The sequence below is a fragment of the Vibrio artabrorum genome (assembly GCF_024347295.1).
Taxonomy (GTDB): Bacteria; Pseudomonadota; Gammaproteobacteria; order Enterobacterales; family Vibrionaceae; genus Vibrio; species Vibrio artabrorum.
Genome location: NZ_AP025458.1, coordinates 2824001 through 2843033 on the forward strand (window position 1 = coordinate 2824001; position 19033 = coordinate 2843033).

At 46.9% G+C, this 19033-nt stretch carries 14 protein-coding genes; 11 read left to right on the plus strand and 3 right to left on the minus strand.

From position 1 onward, the window contains the following. Nucleotides 1-97: 97 nt before the first annotated feature. The gene (locus tag OCU36_RS12830) at nucleotides 98-3529 is read right to left on the minus strand and encodes a hybrid sensor histidine kinase/response regulator (protein WP_261838312.1); all 3432 of its coding nucleotides are present in this window, start codon (nucleotides 3527-3529) and stop codon (nucleotides 98-100) included. Between the two features lie 118 nt (nucleotides 3530-3647). Next, nucleotides 3648-4844, minus strand: a complete 1197-nt coding sequence (locus OCU36_RS12835; RefSeq protein WP_261838313.1) for a 3-phenylpropionate MFS transporter — start codon at nucleotides 4842-4844, stop codon at nucleotides 3648-3650. A 231-nt stretch (nucleotides 4845-5075) separates the two neighbouring features. Here OCU36_RS12835 and OCU36_RS12840 point away from each other — a divergent pair, with 231 nt between their 5' ends. The 9 genes from OCU36_RS12840 to fis all read left to right on the plus strand — a co-directional run bounded on the left by OCU36_RS12840 (nucleotide 5076) and on the right by fis (nucleotide 14894). Further along, nucleotides 5076-6908 carry a DUF294 nucleotidyltransferase-like domain-containing protein gene (locus tag OCU36_RS12840; protein ID WP_261839740.1) on the plus strand — a complete coding sequence of 611 codons (1833 nt, stop codon included), beginning with the start codon at nucleotides 5076-5078 and terminating at the stop codon, nucleotides 6906-6908. Nucleotides 6909-6919: 11 nt separating this feature from the next. Continuing rightward, nucleotides 6920-7552: a 3'-5' exonuclease gene (locus tag OCU36_RS12845; RefSeq protein ID WP_261838314.1), complete on the plus strand. Its 633-nt coding sequence runs from the start codon at nucleotides 6920-6922 to the stop codon at nucleotides 7550-7552. Nucleotides 7553-7770: 218 nt separating this feature from the next. Continuing rightward, entirely contained in the window at nucleotides 7771-9720 is a 1950-nt protein-coding gene (gene acs, locus OCU36_RS12850) for an acetate--CoA ligase (protein ID WP_261838315.1), read from the plus strand. Nucleotides 9721-10041: 321 nt separating this feature from the next. Continuing rightward, entirely contained in the window at nucleotides 10042-10491 is a 450-nt protein-coding gene (aroQ, locus tag OCU36_RS12855) for a type II 3-dehydroquinate dehydratase (RefSeq protein ID WP_261838316.1), read from the plus strand. Nucleotides 10492-10571: 80 nt separating this feature from the next. Further along, on the plus strand, nucleotides 10572-11030 hold the full coding sequence (gene accB / locus OCU36_RS12860; RefSeq protein WP_261838317.1) for an acetyl-CoA carboxylase biotin carboxyl carrier protein: 459 nt from the start codon (nucleotides 10572-10574) through the stop codon (nucleotides 11028-11030). Between the two features lie 15 nt (nucleotides 11031-11045). Further along, entirely contained in the window at nucleotides 11046-12389 is a 1344-nt protein-coding gene (accC, locus tag OCU36_RS12865; protein WP_261838318.1) for an acetyl-CoA carboxylase biotin carboxylase subunit, read from the plus strand. A gap of 189 nt (nucleotides 12390-12578) precedes the next feature. After that, nucleotides 12579-13466: a 50S ribosomal protein L11 methyltransferase gene (gene prmA, locus OCU36_RS12870; protein WP_261838319.1), complete on the plus strand. Its 888-nt coding sequence runs from the start codon at nucleotides 12579-12581 to the stop codon at nucleotides 13464-13466. Between the two features lie 139 nt (nucleotides 13467-13605). Next, nucleotides 13606-14574: a tRNA dihydrouridine synthase DusB gene (gene dusB / locus OCU36_RS12875; RefSeq protein WP_261838320.1), complete on the plus strand. Its 969-nt coding sequence runs from the start codon at nucleotides 13606-13608 to the stop codon at nucleotides 14572-14574. Nucleotides 14575-14597: 23 nt separating this feature from the next. Continuing rightward, nucleotides 14598-14894 (plus strand): DNA-binding transcriptional regulator Fis, encoded by a 297-nt coding sequence (gene fis / locus OCU36_RS12880; protein ID WP_004729744.1) that lies wholly within the window; start codon nucleotides 14598-14600, stop codon nucleotides 14892-14894. A 129-nt stretch (nucleotides 14895-15023) separates the two neighbouring features. Here the strand turns inward: fis and zntR are convergent, their stop codons facing one another. Further along, a complete protein-coding gene (gene zntR / locus OCU36_RS12885; protein ID WP_261838321.1) occupies nucleotides 15024-15455 on the minus strand; it encodes a Zn(2+)-responsive transcriptional regulator in 432 nt (143 codons plus the stop codon). A 324-nt stretch (nucleotides 15456-15779) separates the two neighbouring features. Here zntR and purH point away from each other — a divergent pair, with 324 nt between their 5' ends. Continuing rightward, entirely contained in the window at nucleotides 15780-17372 is a 1593-nt protein-coding gene (gene purH / locus OCU36_RS12890) for a bifunctional phosphoribosylaminoimidazolecarboxamide formyltransferase/IMP cyclohydrolase (RefSeq protein ID WP_261838322.1), read from the plus strand. Between the two features lie 328 nt (nucleotides 17373-17700). Then, complete coding sequence (gene purD / locus OCU36_RS12895) at nucleotides 17701-18990, plus strand: phosphoribosylamine--glycine ligase (RefSeq protein ID WP_261838323.1); 1290 nt, start codon at nucleotides 17701-17703, stop codon at nucleotides 18988-18990. Nucleotides 18991-19033: the final 43 nt, after the last annotated feature.

The window sequence follows — 19033 nt, forward strand, 5'->3', positions numbered from 1 at the left end:
CGGCTTTTTTATGAGGATCTTTTCATGCCCCCGCAACCGTCGAACACGCCTTATTTAAAGGCTAGCTGAGATCTTATCGATCCCATATGATCTTTATCTACATCACTCGATTTAAGACTGCCCTTAGTTTGAGTGGCTTCACAGGCTTAGCGATAAAGCTAAAGCCATTGGCCTTTATCACGGCCAACATCTCATCGGTTCTATCCGCGCTAATAATAACGCCTTCGAAAGCACCGCCAAGACGTAAACGACACTGTTGTAAAACTTCCAGTCCGGTTCTACCATTATCCAAACGATAATCCGAGAAAATGACATCTGGCTGCCACCCCTCATCTAAACACTTCAAACTTTCAACCAGATCAACCGCCGTCTTAACCTCACAGCCCCAACGACCAATCAAGTTTTCCATGCCGACTAAAATCTCTCGCTCATTGTCGACGCACAATATCTTCAGGTGTTCGATGTCACTGGTCGCCATTGGCATCGAAGCTTGCACAACCGGAGCCACTTTTTCCGCTCGAGCTAAGGTAATGGAAAAGACACTGCCTTGACCTGGCCATGAACGCATCGATATTTGATGACCCAGTACATGGGCAATACCTTTAGAGATGGCTAACCCTAAACCTAGACCTTGATCAGCACGTACTTGACTGCCTCGCGTAAACTCTTCAAAGATCTCTTGCTGTTTATCTTCATCGATGCCGGTTCCGTTATCCCACACATCAATTCGTACCTGTCCGTCGACGCGTCTCGCACCAAGTACCACTTTTCCTTCAGGGTTATAGCGGAAAGCATTGGTCAAAAAGTTCTGAATCACACGTCTTAACAACTTAGGATCTGAATGAATAAACAGTGATGATGGGATCATCTTAAATTGAATCTTTTGTTGTGTAGCAAGAGCGCTGAATTCCGCATTCAAATGAGTGAGAACATCGTGTACTGCAATCGCGTGAACATTGGTTTCTAATTTGCCGGATTCCAATCGAGAAATATCCAACAAGTCACCAATCAGATCTTCAGCGGCACCTAGCGCGCTTTCAATATGAGACGAAAGTTGTTTCACCTCTTGTTCTTTAGCCACCTCCGAAAGCGACGAAGCAAACAGACGAGCAGCATTCAGAGGTTGCATCAAATCGTGACTCACCGCGGCAAGAAAGCGACTCTTCGATTGTGATTCTTGATCCGATATTTGTGTCGCCTTCACCAAACGGTGATTCAACTTTTCCAACTCCTGAGTTCGCTCGTGCACTCTTGATTCTAAGCTCTCGTTGGCCTCTTTTAGTGCTTGCTCTGCTTGCCGGAATACCGTGATGTCGGTAAAGCTCATCACGAAGCCACCACTGGGCATTGGATTACCTTGCACTTCTATGACTCGGCCATCTGGGCGAATGCGGGAAGAGGTATGTCGAGTGCCTTGTTCAAGGTGAGAAATGCGGCGGCGAACGTGATCTTCCGGGTCACCCGGGCCACACAAACCTTGCTCCGCATTGTGACGGATAACATCTGAGATGGGGCGGCCAACTTGAATCAAACCGACCGGGAATTCAAACAATTCTAAATAACGTTGGTTCCATGCAACCAAACGCATCCGTTTATCGACCACCGCAATACCTTGACTAATGTGTTCGATCGCACCTTGCAGTAAGCCACGGCTGAAGTCATACAGTTCTGAAGCTTCATCAACGATGGTCGCCACTTCTTCAAGTTGCATATTTCTGCCCTGCAAAGCAGAAGTAAGTACTAACTTAGCAGACGAAGCACCAAACACCCCTGCAAGTACACGTTCGGCATGTCGAATCAAACTCGCAGGGGCTTGTTGATTAGGGAGTAGCGGCTGACCATGCTGTTGCCAATAACTGTTTAAGGCACTTTTGGCTCGCTTGCGCCCCACAAAACGTGATGCCAGCATCTCCAATTCAGCAACAGTGACACGGCTCTGATAGAGGCTCATGTTTTCATTCTCAGGCCATGGTGTACCAACGAATGCTGCTGATTGTAAGCGCTCACTTAAGCTTGGTCTGGTTGTCATCGAAACCACGGCATAACACAAAGTATTGAGCACAATACTCAATACCATGCCCCAATTTGAGCGGCTGATATCCCAACGACTGAATAACTCTGGCGGCGTAATAATCCACAACAATAGGTTAGTTTCACTATCACCCGCCAACATACTGGTTTGGCTCATCAAGGTAATCAACCAAATCAACGAGCCAACCATTAAGCCGACATACACGCCTTTTCGATTGCCCGGGCGCCAATACAAACCTCCGAGTAATGCAGGGGCAAATTGTGCAATCGCCGCGAAAGAAAGGAAGCCGATAGCAGATAAGGAATGAATCGTATCCAATACCTGATAAAAACCCCAGGCACCAAGCAAAAGCAGCAAGATTAACCCACGGCGAATCACCAATAACAAACCTGAAAAATGCTTATGTGTTCTTTGAGTCAGACGTACGCGACGCAACAGCAGTGGCATCACTAAGTCGTTCGACACCATGATGGCTAATGCAATCGTTGAAACAATCACCATACCACTCGCCGCGGATGTACCGCCAAGGAAGGCCAACAAAGCAATATGATTCGCCCCTTCAGCCATTGGCACACTGATAACATAACTGTCTGCTGGCAGGTGAGAGATCAATCCCTGACCAGCCCAAGCGATGGGTAACACAAACAATCCCATCAAGATTAGGTAAACGGGAAACACCCAACGTGCCGTGTGTAAATCTTGTGGGCGTTCGTTCTCAACCACCATGGTATGAAACTGACGTGGTAAACAAACAATCGCCAACATGGTTAACATCGTATGGATGATTAAGGTGGGGATATTGGGCGATTGATAAGTGGAGGTCGCCACATCAAGCAGGTCTATTTTATCGCTGCTCATCGCCAGATAAAGGATAAACAAACCGACAATCAAGAATGCTACGAGCTTAACGATGGATTCAAATGCCACCGCCATCATCATGCCACGATGGTGCTCCGTGTTGTCAATGTGTCTTGTACCAAACAGCATCGTAAAAATAGCCAAGGCGCCGACCACAAACCAAGAGACATGAACATCCTGATAACCGAAATCCGCCGCCAGGTTAGGCGCGACGATATCTAACCCCATGGTAATACCACGCAGTTGCAGAGCGATATAAGGAAGAATACCGACCACCGCGATAACCGTCACCGCGACCGCTAAGCCCTGAGACTTTCCGTAACGAGCCGCGATAAAGTCGGCAATTGAAGTGATGTGTTCACGCTTAGCGATCAGAATCAGCCGAGCCAAGATCCGCCACCCCAGTGTAAAGACCAGAATCGGGGCGAGATAAATAGGTAAAAAGGACCAAGGGTTATTGCTCGCTTGCCCGACCGTGCCATAGAAGGTCCAAGAGGTACAATACACCGCAATCGAAAGACTATAGATCCACGGTCGCCAACGTGATAGCCAACGAACCTGTCTGTCTCCATACCAAGCGATCAGAAATAACACGCCCAAGTAGGCTAAAGAGACGGGAATGACTATCCATCCTTGCATTGAAAATCCTTTTTTCATCCATAAAAAAACCTCTCCATAAGGGAGAGGTTTCATTTAACTAAGGATGGGTGATTAACTCAATCGCATCGCTTAAATTCTGTGCTTTAGACTCTAATTATCAGCATTGGCTATGTGATTCTGACGATTCTAAATCGGATTGATTCATCTCAACCACTGAACTTCTCTCATCCAACTTGATAAACAGAGCAAGTGCACCCATTGCAGCCATACCCCAGAAAATGTTCGCTCCCCATCGCTCATACCCCCAGCCACTTAAGGTGGTCATGAGTGCGATAAAGGCCCCGAGAGGGATCGCGTTATACAGAGCTTGTAGTGCCACCATCTTGTTCTGTTCTTGAGATTGAATGTATTGAATCGCGGCAATATGTGCCATAGCAAACGTCACGCCATGCAAAAGCTGAACGAGAACCAAAGCAACAATGGCGGTCGTCGAAGCCGTGATCCCCCAGCGAGTTATCACACCGAGTGCAGCAATGACAAACAGAGTACGCAATGTGAGGCCGGAAAAAAGTCGCTTACTTAGCGCAAACACCGCCACTTCCGCGACCACGCCTAAACTCCACAAATAACCAATAATCGCTTCAGAGTGCCCAGCTTCTTTCCAATAAATCGCACTGAAGCTGTAATAAGCCGCGTGACTCCCTTGCAACAATGCCACCAAGGCTAAAAATTTCACCACTGACGACTCACGCAGCAGTTCACCTAGTTTTGGTCGCGCCGCTTGTTGCTCAGATTGTGTGACTGGCATCACGTTAGGATTTCGCATCGCCAGAACCAATGACAACAACACCCCGGCAAGCGCCGTATACAAAATCATATCAGTGCCAAATTGTGCCACCAAATAGCCGACAACCGTTGAACCGGCGATAAAGGCAATCGACCCCCAAAGGCGAGTTCGACCGTAATCAAGCATCTTCAGACGACTGTAATGGTTCGCCATCGCATCCGAAAGTGGAACGATCGGTCCACAGCATAGGTTAAACAGTACCGTGGCAAGTAACATCAATAAAAAGCTGCCGCCGGTAAAGAAGTAGAACCCAACAAACAGTAACGCAGCAAAACTGAGACAACGTAAGGCAGGCATTAAATGTTCCACTTTATGAATACGTGGCGTAATCACTAAGTTAGCCACACAACGAGTTGCAAAGCCGATACCAATCAATACGCCAATATCACCCGCAGACACGCCTTGGTTTTCAAACCACAGCGCCCAAAATGGCAAATAAACGCCATAGGCAAAAAAGAAACCAAGAAAATACTGAGAGATCCAGCCATAGGGAGAAGGACTAAACATGCATAACCTATAAAGTGTGCGAAAAAAGCAGCACCAATTATGCCTATCTCACATGCGATGAAAAAGGGAATTATTACTGAGATAGTATTTCCGTATTCAATGGATTTGGATATCGCATTTCAATGAATCATTTCACACTCACCGATACCCACACTCGCATTTAGACTAAAGTCGTCTGGAGCTTCTCTGGTATTTTGTCAGACTGATTAAAGACGCCCATTTCTTGTTGTGATGCTTATGCCTGACAAATTTAATATGCAGCACCCACCCTTCAATAGCCTATCCGACGTGGAACAGTTGAAGCTTCGTGCTTCATTAGACGTAGTGTATTACCGCTCTCAGGAAGTGATACTGGAAGCTGATAGGCCAAGCCGACACCTGCACATTTTAATCAAAGGGGCTGTTGAAGAGCGCGCGAGCAGTGACGGTGAGATTTACGCTCACTATGCCAATGAAGATATTTTTGATGTCCGCAGTCAGTTTGAACCTCACACTAAACACCAATATATCGCGCTCGAAGATACATTAAGTTATCTGCTGCCCACCGATATTTTTCTCGAGCTTTACCACGCTAACGGCCAATTCGCCGCCTACTTTGATAGCAACCTATCGACACGTAAAGCACTAATTGAAGCAGCCCAGCAACAGCAAAATCTAGCCGAGTTTATCTTGACCAAAGTGGATGACTCTATCTATCACCCACCACTGATACTTGAACCAAACCAACCTATCAACCAAGTCACTCAAACCCTTAAAGAACAAGGGTTGGACTCGGCTCTCATTCATTTAGAACATGATGATCCAAAAGCTTTTGGATCATCATGTTCCTTACCATATGGAATCGTCACTCGAACCAATTTATTGCATGCTGTGATGCTCGATAATTTCCCACTGGATGCGCCCGTTGGTGAGATCGCAACGTTTCCGGTGATGCACGTGAACCAAGGCGATTTCCTGTTTAACGCCATGATTACCATGACCAGAAATCGAGTAAAAAGGTTGATGGTTTGTGATGGTAAAAATGCGGTCGGCATGGTGGATATGACACAGATCCTCAGTGCATTCTCCACCCACTCCCACGTTCTCACTTTACGTATTGCACGCGCCACCAGCGTTGAAGAATTGGCAATGGCCTCTAACAAACAGCGTCAACTGGTCGAAAGCTTACTCCGTAATGGGATTCGAACACGCTTTATCATGGCGCTGATTTCTGCGGTTAATGAGCAGATCATAGAGAAGGCTTTTGAGTTGATTATCCCGCCAGCACTGCATAATCACTGCTGCCTCATCGTGTTAGGTTCCGAAGGTCGCGGCGAACAAATTCTCAAAACCGATCAAGACAACGCACTAATCATTCAAGATGGTTTGCAGTGGCATCAATGCCAAAGTGCGATGAACGATCTCACTCATACCCTTCAACAATTGGGTTACCCACTGTGCCCGGGCAATGTGATGGTCAACAATCCGAAGTGGGTACACTCAGAACAAGAGTGGAAACAGACCCTCACCCGTTGGGTAAAAAAAGCCACGCCAGACACCGTAATGGATATTGCGATCATGGCAGATGCACACGCAGTGGCGGGTAATAGAGAGTTATTAAAACCAGTCAAACAGCACCTCAGTGATTTAATGCTCGGACAGGAATTGATTTTGGCGGAATTCTGCCGCCCGGCGCTGAACTTCTCGGTTCCCCTCACCCTATTTGGCAACGTCAAACAATCCAAGTCAGGGCTCGATATCAAACAAGGTGGTATTTTCCCTATCGTGCATGGTGTGAGAGCGCTTTGTCTGGAGCATGGTGTCACCGTAAACAATACCTTCAAACGTCTTGAACAGTTGGTCAGCCAAAAAGTACTCGAGCAAAGTACCGCGGATAATCTCAGTGAAGCGCTCAAGCAATTCTTTAAGTGGCGCTTAGCCCAAAGGCTTTCTCAGCAGCACAGCAGCAACAAGATTAACATCAAACTGATGGAGCGGGCAGACAGAGATCTGCTTCGTCATAGCCTGCATGTGGTGAAGAAATTCAAGCAATGGCTCGGCTACCACTATCAGATACGGGATTAGGCGATTGAACGATGAATAGGTTAGTTCGCTATTACTGGCACCACAAGCTCAAAGGCTCTCTTTACCAGCCTCTGTTTACTGCGCCTATTGATCATGAATATGTATCGCTCGATTGTGAAACCACCAGCCTAGACCCCAATCAGGCGGAGTTAGTCACCATCGCCGCAACAAAGATCATCGGTAACCGTATCATAACCAGCCAGCCCTTTGAGGTTCGGCTGCAAGCACCTCAATCGCTCGATTGCAATTCAATCAAAATCCACCGCATTCGCCATCAAGATCTAAAGCACGGCATCGAAGAAAAACAAGCTTTAATCGAACTGCTCGAGTTTATCGGTAACCGCCCTTTAGTCGGCTACCACATCCGCTATGATAAAAAAATTCTCGACCGAGCCTGCTTAAAACAGCTCGGATTTCCACTGCCTAACCGATTGATCGAAGTGAGTCAGCTTTATCAAGATAAACTGGAAAGACAGCTGCCCAACGCCTATTTCGATCTCAGTATCGACGCCATCTGTCGCCAACTCGATTTGCCTATCCCGGTCAATAAACATGATGCATTACAAGACGCTATCTCTGCTGCACTGATTTTCGTTCGCCTGAAACATGGTGACCTGCCCCGTTTCAACTCTTCATATTCTTAATTCAACCACAGCCTCTTCACATAGAGAGCAACCTCTCAAAAATGAACTTAACTCGCTATTTTGTAAGTGAAAAACAGCGTCTCATCCTAAAGTCTAATTGTGAAAATCGCCATCCTAGCCGAGAGTGATAGCACAAAGACAGTCCTGAAATTGACTTAAAAACTGAACACAAAGGAAGTTGCCAGTTCATTAGGAATGTAGGCACAAGGAGAGATGCAATGAGTGAAGCCCACGTTTATCCGGTAAAAGACAATATTCAATCAACCACACACGCGGATAATGACACTTACCTAGCCATGTACCAGCAATCGGTTTCTGACCCTGAAGGCTTTTGGGGTGAACACGGAAAAATCGTGGATTGGATCAAGCCTTTCACACAGGTAAAAAACACCTCTTTCGATCCTGGCCACATTGATATTCGTTGGTTTGAAGACGGCACGCTTAACGTTTCGGCTAACTGTATCGACCGCCACCTTGCAGAGCGCGGTAATGAAATCGCTATCATCTGGGAAGGCGATGACCCGGCTGATGACAAAACGCTAACGTTTAATGAACTGCACAAAGAAGTGTGCCTATTTTCGAATGCTTTAAAAGAGCAAGGCGTACGCAAAGGGGATGTGGTTTGTTTATACATGCCAATGGTGCCAGAAGCGGCAGTAGCCATGCTGGCGTGTACCCGTATCGGGGCGGTTCACACAGTAGTATTTGGTGGTTTCTCACCAGAGGCACTGTCTGGTCGTATTATCGACTCCAATTCTAAAGTCGTTATCACGGCTGATGAAGGCGTGCGTGGCGGCCGTGCGGTTCCACTGAAGAAGAATGTCGATGAAGCACTGACCAACCCTGAAGTGAAAAACATCGAGAAGGTTGTGGTATTCAAACGCACTGGCGGTGATGTGGCTTGGCACGAACACCGTGATGTGTGGTGGCACGATGCAATTGCTAATGTATCTGCAGATTGCCCACCAGAAGAGATGAACGCCGAAGATCCACTATTCATCCTTTATACGTCAGGCTCAACAGGTAAACCGAAAGGCGTTATGCACACCACAGGTGGCTACCTTGTCTATGCAGCGATGACCTTCAAATACGTATTCGATTACCAAGAAGGCGAGACTTTCTGGTGTACAGCCGATGTGGGTTGGATTACAGGTCACACATACCTTGTTTACGGGCCACTAGCTAATGGTGCAAAAACAATCCTATTCGAAGGCGTGCCTAATTACCCGAACACTAGCCGCATGAGTGAAGTGGTCGATAAGCATCAAGTTAATATTCTTTATACTGCACCAACCGCGATTCGCGCTTTGATGGCGAAAGGCAATGAAGCGGTTGAAGGTACTTCGCGTGACAGCCTGAGAATTATGGGCTCAGTGGGTGAGCCTATCAATCCTGAAGCGTGGGAGTGGTATTACAAAACAATTGGTAATGAGCAGTCTCCGATTGTCGATACATGGTGGCAAACAGAAACGGGCGGTATATTAATCTCACCACTGCCGGGGGCAACAGACCTAAAACCGGGGTCAGCGACTCGCCCATTCTTCGGCGTACAGCCCGCGCTGGTTGATAACATGGGTAACATCATTGAGGGTGCAACAGACGGCAACCTTGTGATTCTTGACTCTTGGCCAGGCCAAATGCGTACCGTACATGGCGATCATGACCGCTTTGAACAGACTTACTTCTCAACCTTTAAAGGCATGTACTTTACCAGTGATGGTGCTCGTCGTGATGAAGACGGTTACTACTGGATTACGGGCCGAGTCGATGACGTGCTGAACGTATCGGGTCACCGTATGGGGACGGCAGAGATAGAATCGGCTCTCGTCGCATTCGATAAAATTGCAGAAGCCGCGATTGTCGGTATCCCTCATGATATAAAGGGCCAAGCTATTTATGCATACATCACACTCAATGATGGTGAGTTCCCAACGGCTGAACTGCATAAAGAAGTAAAAGACTGGGTACGCAAAGAGATAGGCCCAATCGCAACGCCCGATGTGCTGCATTGGACAGATTCTCTGCCAAAAACACGTTCGGGTAAGATCATGCGTCGTATTCTACGTAAAATTGCCACCGGCGATACCAGTAACCTCGGTGATACATCAACCCTCGCAGACCCAAGCGTGGTTGATAAACTGATTGCCGAAAAGGCAGAACTCGCCTAAGTAATAAAGCGCATCGGCGACTTACTGTTTAAACTATCCCGCCTTAAACCGTCACCTTTGTGGCGGTTTTTTATGGTTGCTCTTGATCTCAAATCTCTTCGATAAAATTAAGGTCATTGCTTTTTTTTGTTAAGTTGATAACAATTGAATTCAACGCTCATAGGAGATTAGACCAGTAAATTGCTGCGATTTGCGCTGAATTAGCTATAATCTGGTTCTAATTTTTAAATTTGGGTTTTTCTCACTGGAAATCAATCCCAAATTTTCAATAAAATGGCAACATTCACGTTCGTAAACACGATAAAGGAAGATAGCCCCATAATGTCTACAAAGTTTCGCATTCTAGTTTTAAATGGCCCAAACCTTAACTTGTTAGGCCTTAGAGAGCCCGCACACTATGGCTCTCAAACACTTGAACAGATTATTAGCTCATTGACCGAGCAAGCGAAAGCACACGATGTTGAGCTGTCTCACTTACAGTCAAATCGTGAGTATGAACTGATTGAAGCTATCCATAGTGCTTATCAAAATGTTGATTTTATTATTATCAACCCAGCGGCCTTTACACATACCAGTGTGGCACTGCGTGATGCATTACTTGGCGTTGCAATCCCATTTATTGAGGTTCATCTATCGAATGTTCACGCACGTGAACCATTCCGTCACCACTCTTACCTATCTGATAAAGCAGAAGGTGTGATTTGTGGCTTAGGTGCCCAAGGTTATCAATTTGCTTTGACCGCTGCACTCAGCAAGCTCAACGCAAAATAAACATAAACATAAACAACGAACTATTACTAACCTACTCCGTCATAGAGTAAGTTCAATTAACAGATAAAGAGAAAGAAACAATGGATATTCGCAAAATCAAAAAGCTAATCGAATTGGTTGAAGAGTCTGGTATTTCTGAGCTAGAAATCTCTGAAGGTGAAGAGTCAGTACGAATCAGTCGTAACAGCACAGCACCTGTCGCACCGGTTCAATATGCAGCGGCTCCAGCTCCAGCTCCAGCTCCAGCCGCCGCTCCAGCTCCTGTAGCAGCACCTGCTGTAGCGGAAACACCTGCGGCACCAACAGGCCACCAAGTTCTTTCTCCAATGGTTGGTACTTTCTACGGCGCGCCAAGCCCTGATGCCAAACCATTCGTTAAGGTTGGTCAATCGGTGACTGCCGGCGAAACACTATGTATCGTTGAAGCAATGAAAATGATGAACCAAATCGAAGCTGACAAGTCTGGTGTTGTCACGGCAATTCTACTTGAAGATGGTCAACCAGTAGAATTCGATCAAGCTCTAGTAATTATCGAATAATAGAGAGCACTCATTATGTTAGATAAATTAGTCATCGCGAACCGCGGTGAAATTGCACTGCGTATTTTGCGTGCATGTAAAGAACTGGGCATTAAAACGGTAGCGGTTCACTCAACCGCAGACCGCGACCTTAAGCACGTACTGCTTGCGGATGAAACCATTTGTATCGGTCCAGCGCGTGGTATTGATAGCTACCTGAACATCCCTCGCATCATCAGCGCCGCTGAAGTGACTGGTGCTGTCGCGATTCACCCTGGCTACGGCTTTCTATCTGAAAATGCCGACTTTGCAGAACAAGTAGAGCGCAGCGGTTTTATCTTCGTTGGCCCTAAAGCAGAAACCATTCGCATGATGGGTGACAAAGTGTCAGCTATCACGTCAATGAAGAAAGCGGGCGTACCTTGTGTACCTGGTTCTGACGGCCCACTTGATGATGATGACGCAAAAAACAAAGCGCACGCTAAGCGCATTGGTTTCCCTGTCATCATCAAGGCATCTGGTGGTGGTGGCGGTCGTGGTATGCGTGTTGTCCGTTCTGAAGCAGAACTAACAGAAGCTATCGCAATGACTCGTGCTGAAGCAAAAGCCTGTTTCAACAACGACATGGTTTACATGGAGAAATTCCTAGAAAACCCTCGTCACATTGAAGTACAAGTGCTTGCAGATGGTCAAGGTAATGCTATCCACCTAGGTGAGCGTGACTGTTCTATGCAGCGTCGTCACCAGAAAGTTGTCGAAGAAGCACCCGCTCCAGGTATCACTGAAGAGATGCGCAAGTACATCGGCGAACGTTGTACTCGTGCGTGTATTGAGATTGGATATCGCGGTGCTGGTACATTTGAATTCCTATACGAGAACGGTGAGTTCTACTTCATCGAAATGAACACTCGTATCCAGGTTGAGCACACGATTACTGAAATGGTAACGGGTATCGACCTAGTAAAAGAGCAGCTGCGTATTGCTGCCGGTCAGCCTCTATCATTCACTCAGGATGATATTAAGCTACGCGGCCACTCAATCGAATGTCGTATCAATGCTGAAGATCCTGTTCGTTTCCTACCTTCACCAGGTAAGATTGAACGTTTCCACGCACCAGGCGGCATGGGCGTACGTTGGGAATCTCACATCTACACGGGTTACACAGTGCCACCACACTACGATTCAATGATTGGTAAGCTGATCACTTACGGTGAGAACCGTGATGTGGCTATCGCTCGTATGAAGAACGCATTGGGTGAGATGATTGTTGAAGGTATCAATGTCAACACTGCACTACAACTCGCGATAATGAACGACGAAAACTTCCAACACGGTGGTGCAAACATCCACTACCTTGAGAAGAAGCTTGGTCTGCAATAGCAGCTAGCCATCGGTAATACGTTCTCTGTAGGACGGTAATAAATGCTCACTTAGGTGGGCATTTTTGTTTTTAAACACTCGTGAAAATCCCCCCTATAATCCCTCTTATTATCCACGGTGTTTTGATGAATTTGCTCATATTTTCTGCTAGACTCCCCATCCAATTTTTCTCATATAGAAGATGCAGCCATGCCTTGGATTCAAATCAAGCTTAATGCGACCAATGAAAATGCCGAACAAATCGGCGACATGTTAATGGAAGAGACAGGTGCTCTTTCCGTAACTTTCCTTGATGCACAAGATACCCCTGTATTTGAGCCTCTGCCGGGTGAAACTCGCCTTTGGGGTAACACTGACATTCTCGCGCTTTACGACGCTGAGACTGATACAGGCGTCGTCCTAGCACAGATTAAAGCCAGCAACATGTTCCCTGCGGACTTTGCTCATAAAGTAGAGCAAATTGAAGACAAGGATTGGGAGCGTGAATGGATGGACAACTTCCACCCAATGAAGTTTGGTGAGCGTCTTTGGATCTGCCCTAGCTGGCGCGATATCCCAGAACCGGACGCTGTAAATGTAATGCTGGATCCCGGTCTTGCATTTGGTACCGGTACTCACCCAACCACCGCATTGTGTCTTGAGTGGCTTGAAGGTCTCGATCTAACAGGCAAAACGGTTATCGACTTCGGTTGTGGTTCTGGCATCCTAGCAATTGCTGCGATCAAACTGGGCGCCGCAAGAGTTATCGGGATCGACATTGATCCTCAAGCTCTGCTGGCCTCAAAAGATAATGCACAGCGCAACGGCGTGGCTGATCAATTAGACGTGTTCTTACCACAAGATCAACCGGAAGGTTTGTTAGCGGACGTCGTCGTTGCCAATATTCTTGCCGGTCCATTACGCGACCTATCAAGCATCATCAAGGGCCTAGTTAAGCCAAATGGTGTGCTCGCCATGTCGGGCGTTTTAGATACCCAAGCGGAAGATGTCGCGACATATTATCGTGATGAGCTTCACATTGATCCAATTATCGAGCAACAAGAGTGGTGTCGAATCTCTGGTCGCAAACAAGGCTAGACAAGACTTTCAGCGCTAATTGATTGAATTTTATGCCAATTACAAAAACAAATTGTAAATGCTCAAATATTAGTCTTTTCACGCAGCGAAAAAATGCGTAAAATGCGCGCCCTTGCTGGTACAGAACTGTGATGACGTTTTGAAAATCGGAAATTATCAACTTAAGAACAATCTAATCGTCGCTCCAATGGCTGGCGTAACGGATAGACCATTCCGTGAGTTGTGTCTTCGCTATGGTGCGGGGATGGCCGTCAGTGAAATGATGTCCTCCAACCCGCAAGTTTGGAAAACGTCAAAGTCTCAGCAGCGTATGGTACATGAAGGCGAATCGGGCATTCGTTCAGTACAAATCGCTGGTGCGGATCCACAGCTTATGGCCGAAGCTGCTCAATTCAATGTTGCTAACGGTGCGCAAATCATCGATATCAATATGGGTTGTCCAGCCAAAAAAGTGAATAAGAAGCTTGCGGGCTCAGCCCTACTGCAGCATCCAGAACTCATCGAAGATATTCTGAAAGCGGTGGTAAATGCTGTCGATGTTCCAGTAACGTTGAAAACGCGCACGGGCTGGGATACAGACAATCGAAACTGTGTCCAAATTGCTAAAATAGCCGAACACTGTGGCATACAAGCTCTTGCCCTTCACGGGAGAACTCGCGCTTGTATGTACAAAGGTAAGGCAGAATACAAACACATTAAAGCGGCAAAACAAGCCGTATCTATTCCGGTTATCGCTAACGGTGATATCGATAGCCCGGAAAAAGCGAAGTTTGTGCTGGAGTACACTGGCGCTGACGCTTTAATGATAGGTCGACCTGCCCAAGGACGTCCTTGGATTTTTAATGAAATCCAACACTATTTGGAAAACGGCACCACGATGGATCCGCTCCCGATTTCGGAAGTGAAAGACATCATGCTTGGTCATGTGAACGCTCTCCATGAGTTTTATGGTGAGTTTTTAGGCCCCCGAATTGCCCGCAAGCATGTGGGTTGGTACCTAAAAGAACATGAACAAGCGAGTGAGTTTCGCCGTACCTTCAACGCATTCGAAGCAGGTGATCTGCAGCTTGAAGCGCTCGAAGGTTTTTTTGATAACGTTGCACCATAATTACGAGAAGAGCTAGACCGAATATGTTCGAACAAAATCTGACTTCAGAAGCATTGACAGTAACTACAGTTACATCACAAGACCAAATCACGCAGAAGCCACTACGTGACTCAGTTAAAGCATCATTGAAAAATTACCTTGCTCAATTAAACGGTCAAGAAGTCAGCGAGTTATACGAATTAGTATTAGCTGAAGTTGAACAGCCACTACTAGACACTATCATGCAGTACACTCGCGGCAACCAAACTCGCGCAGCAACCATGATGGGTATTAACCGCGGTACTCTTCGCAAGAAACTTAAAAAATACGGCATGAACTAATCGTTCTTTCGTAATTTTTTGAATTGAAAGCCGAGCTCACTTTTTGAGCTTGGCTTTTTTTTGCCCGGTCGATAGTATCGCAGAGAGCGGACTGTACGGGAGATGCCCCTCCTCTTGATACAACACCGGTTAGCGGCAACAGCGCCCTTTGTCGACGTTGGCTGAGTCTAAGGCTGCCAGAATCGAACAATGGCTTGCATCATCGTCTACATGGCCACAACACGCATCATTAATCTTTTTAAGTGCGGTACGAATCTTAGTTAACTCGGAAATCTTCTCATCGATCATCTCTAGTTTTGCTGAGGTAATCGACTTCACTTCGGCGCAACTGTGCTGTGTTGCTTCTAAGCGAATCTCAAGCAATTCTTTAATCTCATCCAAACTTAGCCCCAACGCTTTAGATTTGAGAATAAACGTCACCTGTTTCTGGTTATTTTCATCATATAGACGATAACCCGATTCACTGCGACCAGCTGGCGCGATCAGGTTATTCTTCTCATAAAATCGTAAGGTATCGGCTGTCACGCCACATCTTTTCGCTAATTCACCAATCTGAAACATGTTCTGTCCTATTCTTTCGTCCATTCCACGATTAACCTTGTTGTTACTTTTCAGGCTGAAATGACACTTTTCATAATTAATTTTGAGATGCCAAACGATTGCGCGAGCTTTTTTGTAATAAATTAGTTAGAATCTGCGCCATCAAATTTGGTGTTGGTTATCTTATCGCTAAATCATAAGACGAACCCAAAAGGTCTTTACCAAAACTGACCAATATTTTATCTCTTACTGGTATCTAAGATACTCCACGCTGAGAAGATAGAAACAAGTTCTTTTTTGGCAAATATCTTTATTTTAACCCCATGAATTTGAGGAAATGGAAGCATGAATAACGCTCGTCCAATTCGCCGCGCTCTCATCAGCGTATCAGACAAAACTGGTATCGTTGAATTTGCACAAGCTCTTGCTCACCGTGGTGTAGATATCCTATCTACCGGTGGCACTGCTCGCCTGCTTGCTGAAAAAGGCATCTCTGTTACAGAAGTATCTGACTACACTGGTTTCCCAGAAATGATGGATGGCCGTGTTAAGACTCTGCACCCAAAAGTTCATGGTGGTGTTCTAGGCCGTCGTGGTCAAGATGATGACGTGATGGAAACTCACGGTATCAACCCTATCGATATGGTAGTTGTAAACCTATACCCATTCGCAGAAACCGTGGCTAAAGAAGGTTGTACCCTTGCTGACGCGGTTGAGAACATCGACATCGGTGGCCCAACAATGGTTCGCTCTGCAGCGAAAAACCACAAAGACGTGACTATCGTTGTTAACGCACACGACTACGAGCGTGTTGTGGCTGAAATGGACGCGAACGAGCAATCTCTAACGCTAGAGACTCGCTTTGATCTCGCTATCGCAGCATTCGAGCACACCGCTGCTTACGACGGCATGATCGCTAACTACTTCGGCACTATGGTTCCTAGCTACGGTGAGAACAAGGAAGGAGACGAAGAGTCTAAATTCCCTCGCACGTTCAACCAGCAGTTCGAGAAAAAACAAGACATGCGCTACGGTGAGAACAGCCACCAGGCAGCCGCATTCTACGTTGAAGCAAACCCTGAAGAAGCATCTGTTTCTACTGCTCGCCAAATTCAAGGTAAAGCCCTTTCTTACAACAACATCGCTGACACGGACGCTGCACTGGAGTGTGTGAAAGAGTTCGACCAGCCAGCATGTGTCATCGTTAAGCACGCTAACCCATGTGGTGTTGCACTCGGTGAAGACATCCTAGAAGCTTACGACCGCGCATTCAAAACAGACCCAACGTCTGCATTTGGCGGCATCATTGCTTTCAACCGTGAGCTAGACGCGGCAACAGCAACCGCTATCACTGAGCGTCAATTCGTTGAAGTTATCATTGCACCATCAGTTTCTGCTGAAGCAGTAGCAATCGTAGCGGCTAAGAAAAACCTGCGCCTACTTGAATGTGGCGAGTGGACAACGAAGACGACTGGCTTTGACGTGAAACGCGTTAACGGTGGCTTACTCGTTCAAGACCGCGACCAAGGCATGGTGTCTGAAGATGACCTGAAAGTGGTGTCTAAACGTCAACCAACCGCTGAAGAATTGAAAGATGCCCTATTCTGCTGGAAAGTCGCGAAATACGTGAAATCTAACGCGATTGTTTACTCGAAAGGCGATATGACGATTGGGGTGGGTGCTGGCCAAATGAGCCGCGTTTACTCTGCGAAAATTGCAGGCATCAAAGCGGCAGACGAAGGTCTACAGGTTGAAGGTTGTGTGATGGCATCTGACGCGTTCTTCCCATTCCGAGACGGTATCGATGCGGCAGCAGAAGCGGGCATCAAGTGTGTTATCCAACCGGGCGGCTCTATGCGTGATGACGAAGTTATCGCTGCTGCAGATGAACACGGCATGGCGATGATCTTTACGGGCATGCGTCACTTCCGCCACTAATTCTCTTGTCATCATTGGGGCGGTAACTGCGTTGACTACGCTCGCTTACCCTAATCACATAGCGGGCTATGCTCATAGGGATAAGCTCGCTTGTCGCCTTGTTAGCGCTCCCACTGATTTAAAGAGACCTCAAATAGTTGAATGACGTAAGCACCGACTACTTTGAGCAAGACTTATAATTTTGTTTTTTTTAAATATTCCAATATTTGAAATACGTAGAGCAAGTCAGAGACTTTAGTTCAAGGAAAACACGCGGAGCTTATGACCATAAGTGAGCATGTTTGACACAGAAATAAAGGCTCTGAAGCAGCTATAAGGATTTTAAAACATGAATGTACTAATTATTGGTGCCGGCGGTCGTGAGCACGCACTAGGTTGGAAAGCAGCACAAAACCCAAACGTTGAAACAGTCTTCATCGCGCCAGGTAACGCAGGCACTGCCCTTGAGCCGAAACTTGAGAACGTAAACATCGGCGTTGAAGACATCGCTGGTTTAGTCGCGTTTGCTCAAGAGAAAAAAATCGAACTGACTATCGTGGGCCCAGAAGCACCATTAGTCATTGGCGTGGTTGACGCATTCCGAGAAGTGGGTCTGCCTATTTTTGGTCCAACTCAAGCGGCAGCACAGCTTGAAGGTTCGAAAGCCTTCACCAAAGATTTCCTAGCTCGTCATGACATCCCAACGGGTTACTACGCCAACTTCACTGAGATTGAGCCAGCTCTTGCTTACGTACGTGAGCAAGGCGCTCCAATCGTAGTAAAAGCTGACGGTCTTGCGGCGGGTAAAGGCGTTATCGTTGCGATGACCCTTGAAGAAGCTGAAGACGCAATCAAAGACATGCTAGCGGGCAACGCCTTTGGCGAAGCGGGCAGCCGCGTGGTTATCGAAGAGTTCCTTGAAGGCGAAGAAGCAAGCTTCATCGTAATGGTTGACGGTTCTAGCGTTCTTCCTATGGCCACCAGCCAAGATCACAAACGTGTTGGCGACAAAGACACGGGGCCTAATACTGGCGGCATGGGTGCTTACTCTCCAGCTCCAGTTGTGACGCCTGAAATCCACAACCGTATCCTTGAGGAAGTTATCTACCCAACGGTACGTGGTATGGACGCAGAAGGCGCACCTTACACGGGTTTCCTTTACGCAGGCCTAATGATCGATGCTGACGGCACCCCTAAGGTTATCGAATACAACTGCCGCTTCGGCGACCCTGAAACGCAACCTATCATGATGCGTATGGAGTCAGACCTTGTTGAACTTTGCCTAATGGCTATCGACGAGAAACTCGACCAAGCCGAATCGAAGTGGGATCCGCGCGCGTCTATCGGTGTTGTTCTTGCGGCTGGCGGTTACCCGGCTGACTACGCAAAAGGTGACGTTATTTCACTCCCAACAAGCGAAGTTGAAGGCCAAAAGATTTTCCATGCAGGTACGACAAATAACGAAGCTGGCGATGTGGTGACAAACGGCGGTCGTGTACTGTGTGCTACCGCACTGGGTAACACGGTTTCTGAGGCTCAGGAGCGCGCCTACGCGTTAACTAAGCAGGTTAGCTGGAAAGGTATGTTCCACCGTAATGACATAGGTTACCGTGCGATTGCGCGCGAGCAAGAGCAGTAATCCACTGCATCACTCGTATAGTTCCGTATAAGCAGTACTAAAT

Excerpts from the sequence above, each read along its gene's own strand:
- OCU36_RS12830 (WP_261838312.1), bottom strand. The coding sequence starts at position 3,529 with ATGCAAGGATGGATAGTCATTCCCGTCTCTTTAGCCTACTTGGGCGTG.
- OCU36_RS12835 (WP_261838313.1), bottom strand. The coding sequence starts at position 4,844 with ATGTTTAGTCCTTCTCCCTATGGCTGGATCTCTCAGTATTTTCTTGGT.
- OCU36_RS12840 (WP_261839740.1), top strand. The coding sequence starts at position 5,076 with ATGCTTATGCCTGACAAATTTAATATGCAGCACCCACCCTTCAATAGC.
- OCU36_RS12845 (WP_261838314.1), top strand. The coding sequence starts at position 6,920 with ATGAATAGGTTAGTTCGCTATTACTGGCACCACAAGCTCAAAGGCTCT.
- acs (WP_261838315.1), top strand. The coding sequence starts at position 7,771 with ATGAGTGAAGCCCACGTTTATCCGGTAAAAGACAATATTCAATCAACC.
- aroQ (WP_261838316.1), top strand. The coding sequence starts at position 10,042 with ATGTCTACAAAGTTTCGCATTCTAGTTTTAAATGGCCCAAACCTTAAC.
- accB (WP_261838317.1), top strand. The coding sequence starts at position 10,572 with ATGGATATTCGCAAAATCAAAAAGCTAATCGAATTGGTTGAAGAGTCT.
- accC (WP_261838318.1), top strand. The coding sequence starts at position 11,046 with ATGTTAGATAAATTAGTCATCGCGAACCGCGGTGAAATTGCACTGCGT.
- prmA (WP_261838319.1), top strand. The coding sequence starts at position 12,579 with ATGCCTTGGATTCAAATCAAGCTTAATGCGACCAATGAAAATGCCGAA.
- fis (WP_004729744.1), top strand. The coding sequence starts at position 14,598 with ATGTTCGAACAAAATCTGACTTCAGAAGCATTGACAGTAACTACAGTT.
- zntR (WP_261838321.1), bottom strand. The coding sequence starts at position 15,455 with ATGTTTCAGATTGGTGAATTAGCGAAAAGATGTGGCGTGACAGCCGAT.
- purH (WP_261838322.1), top strand. The coding sequence starts at position 15,780 with ATGAATAACGCTCGTCCAATTCGCCGCGCTCTCATCAGCGTATCAGAC.
- purD (WP_261838323.1), top strand. The coding sequence starts at position 17,701 with ATGAATGTACTAATTATTGGTGCCGGCGGTCGTGAGCACGCACTAGGT.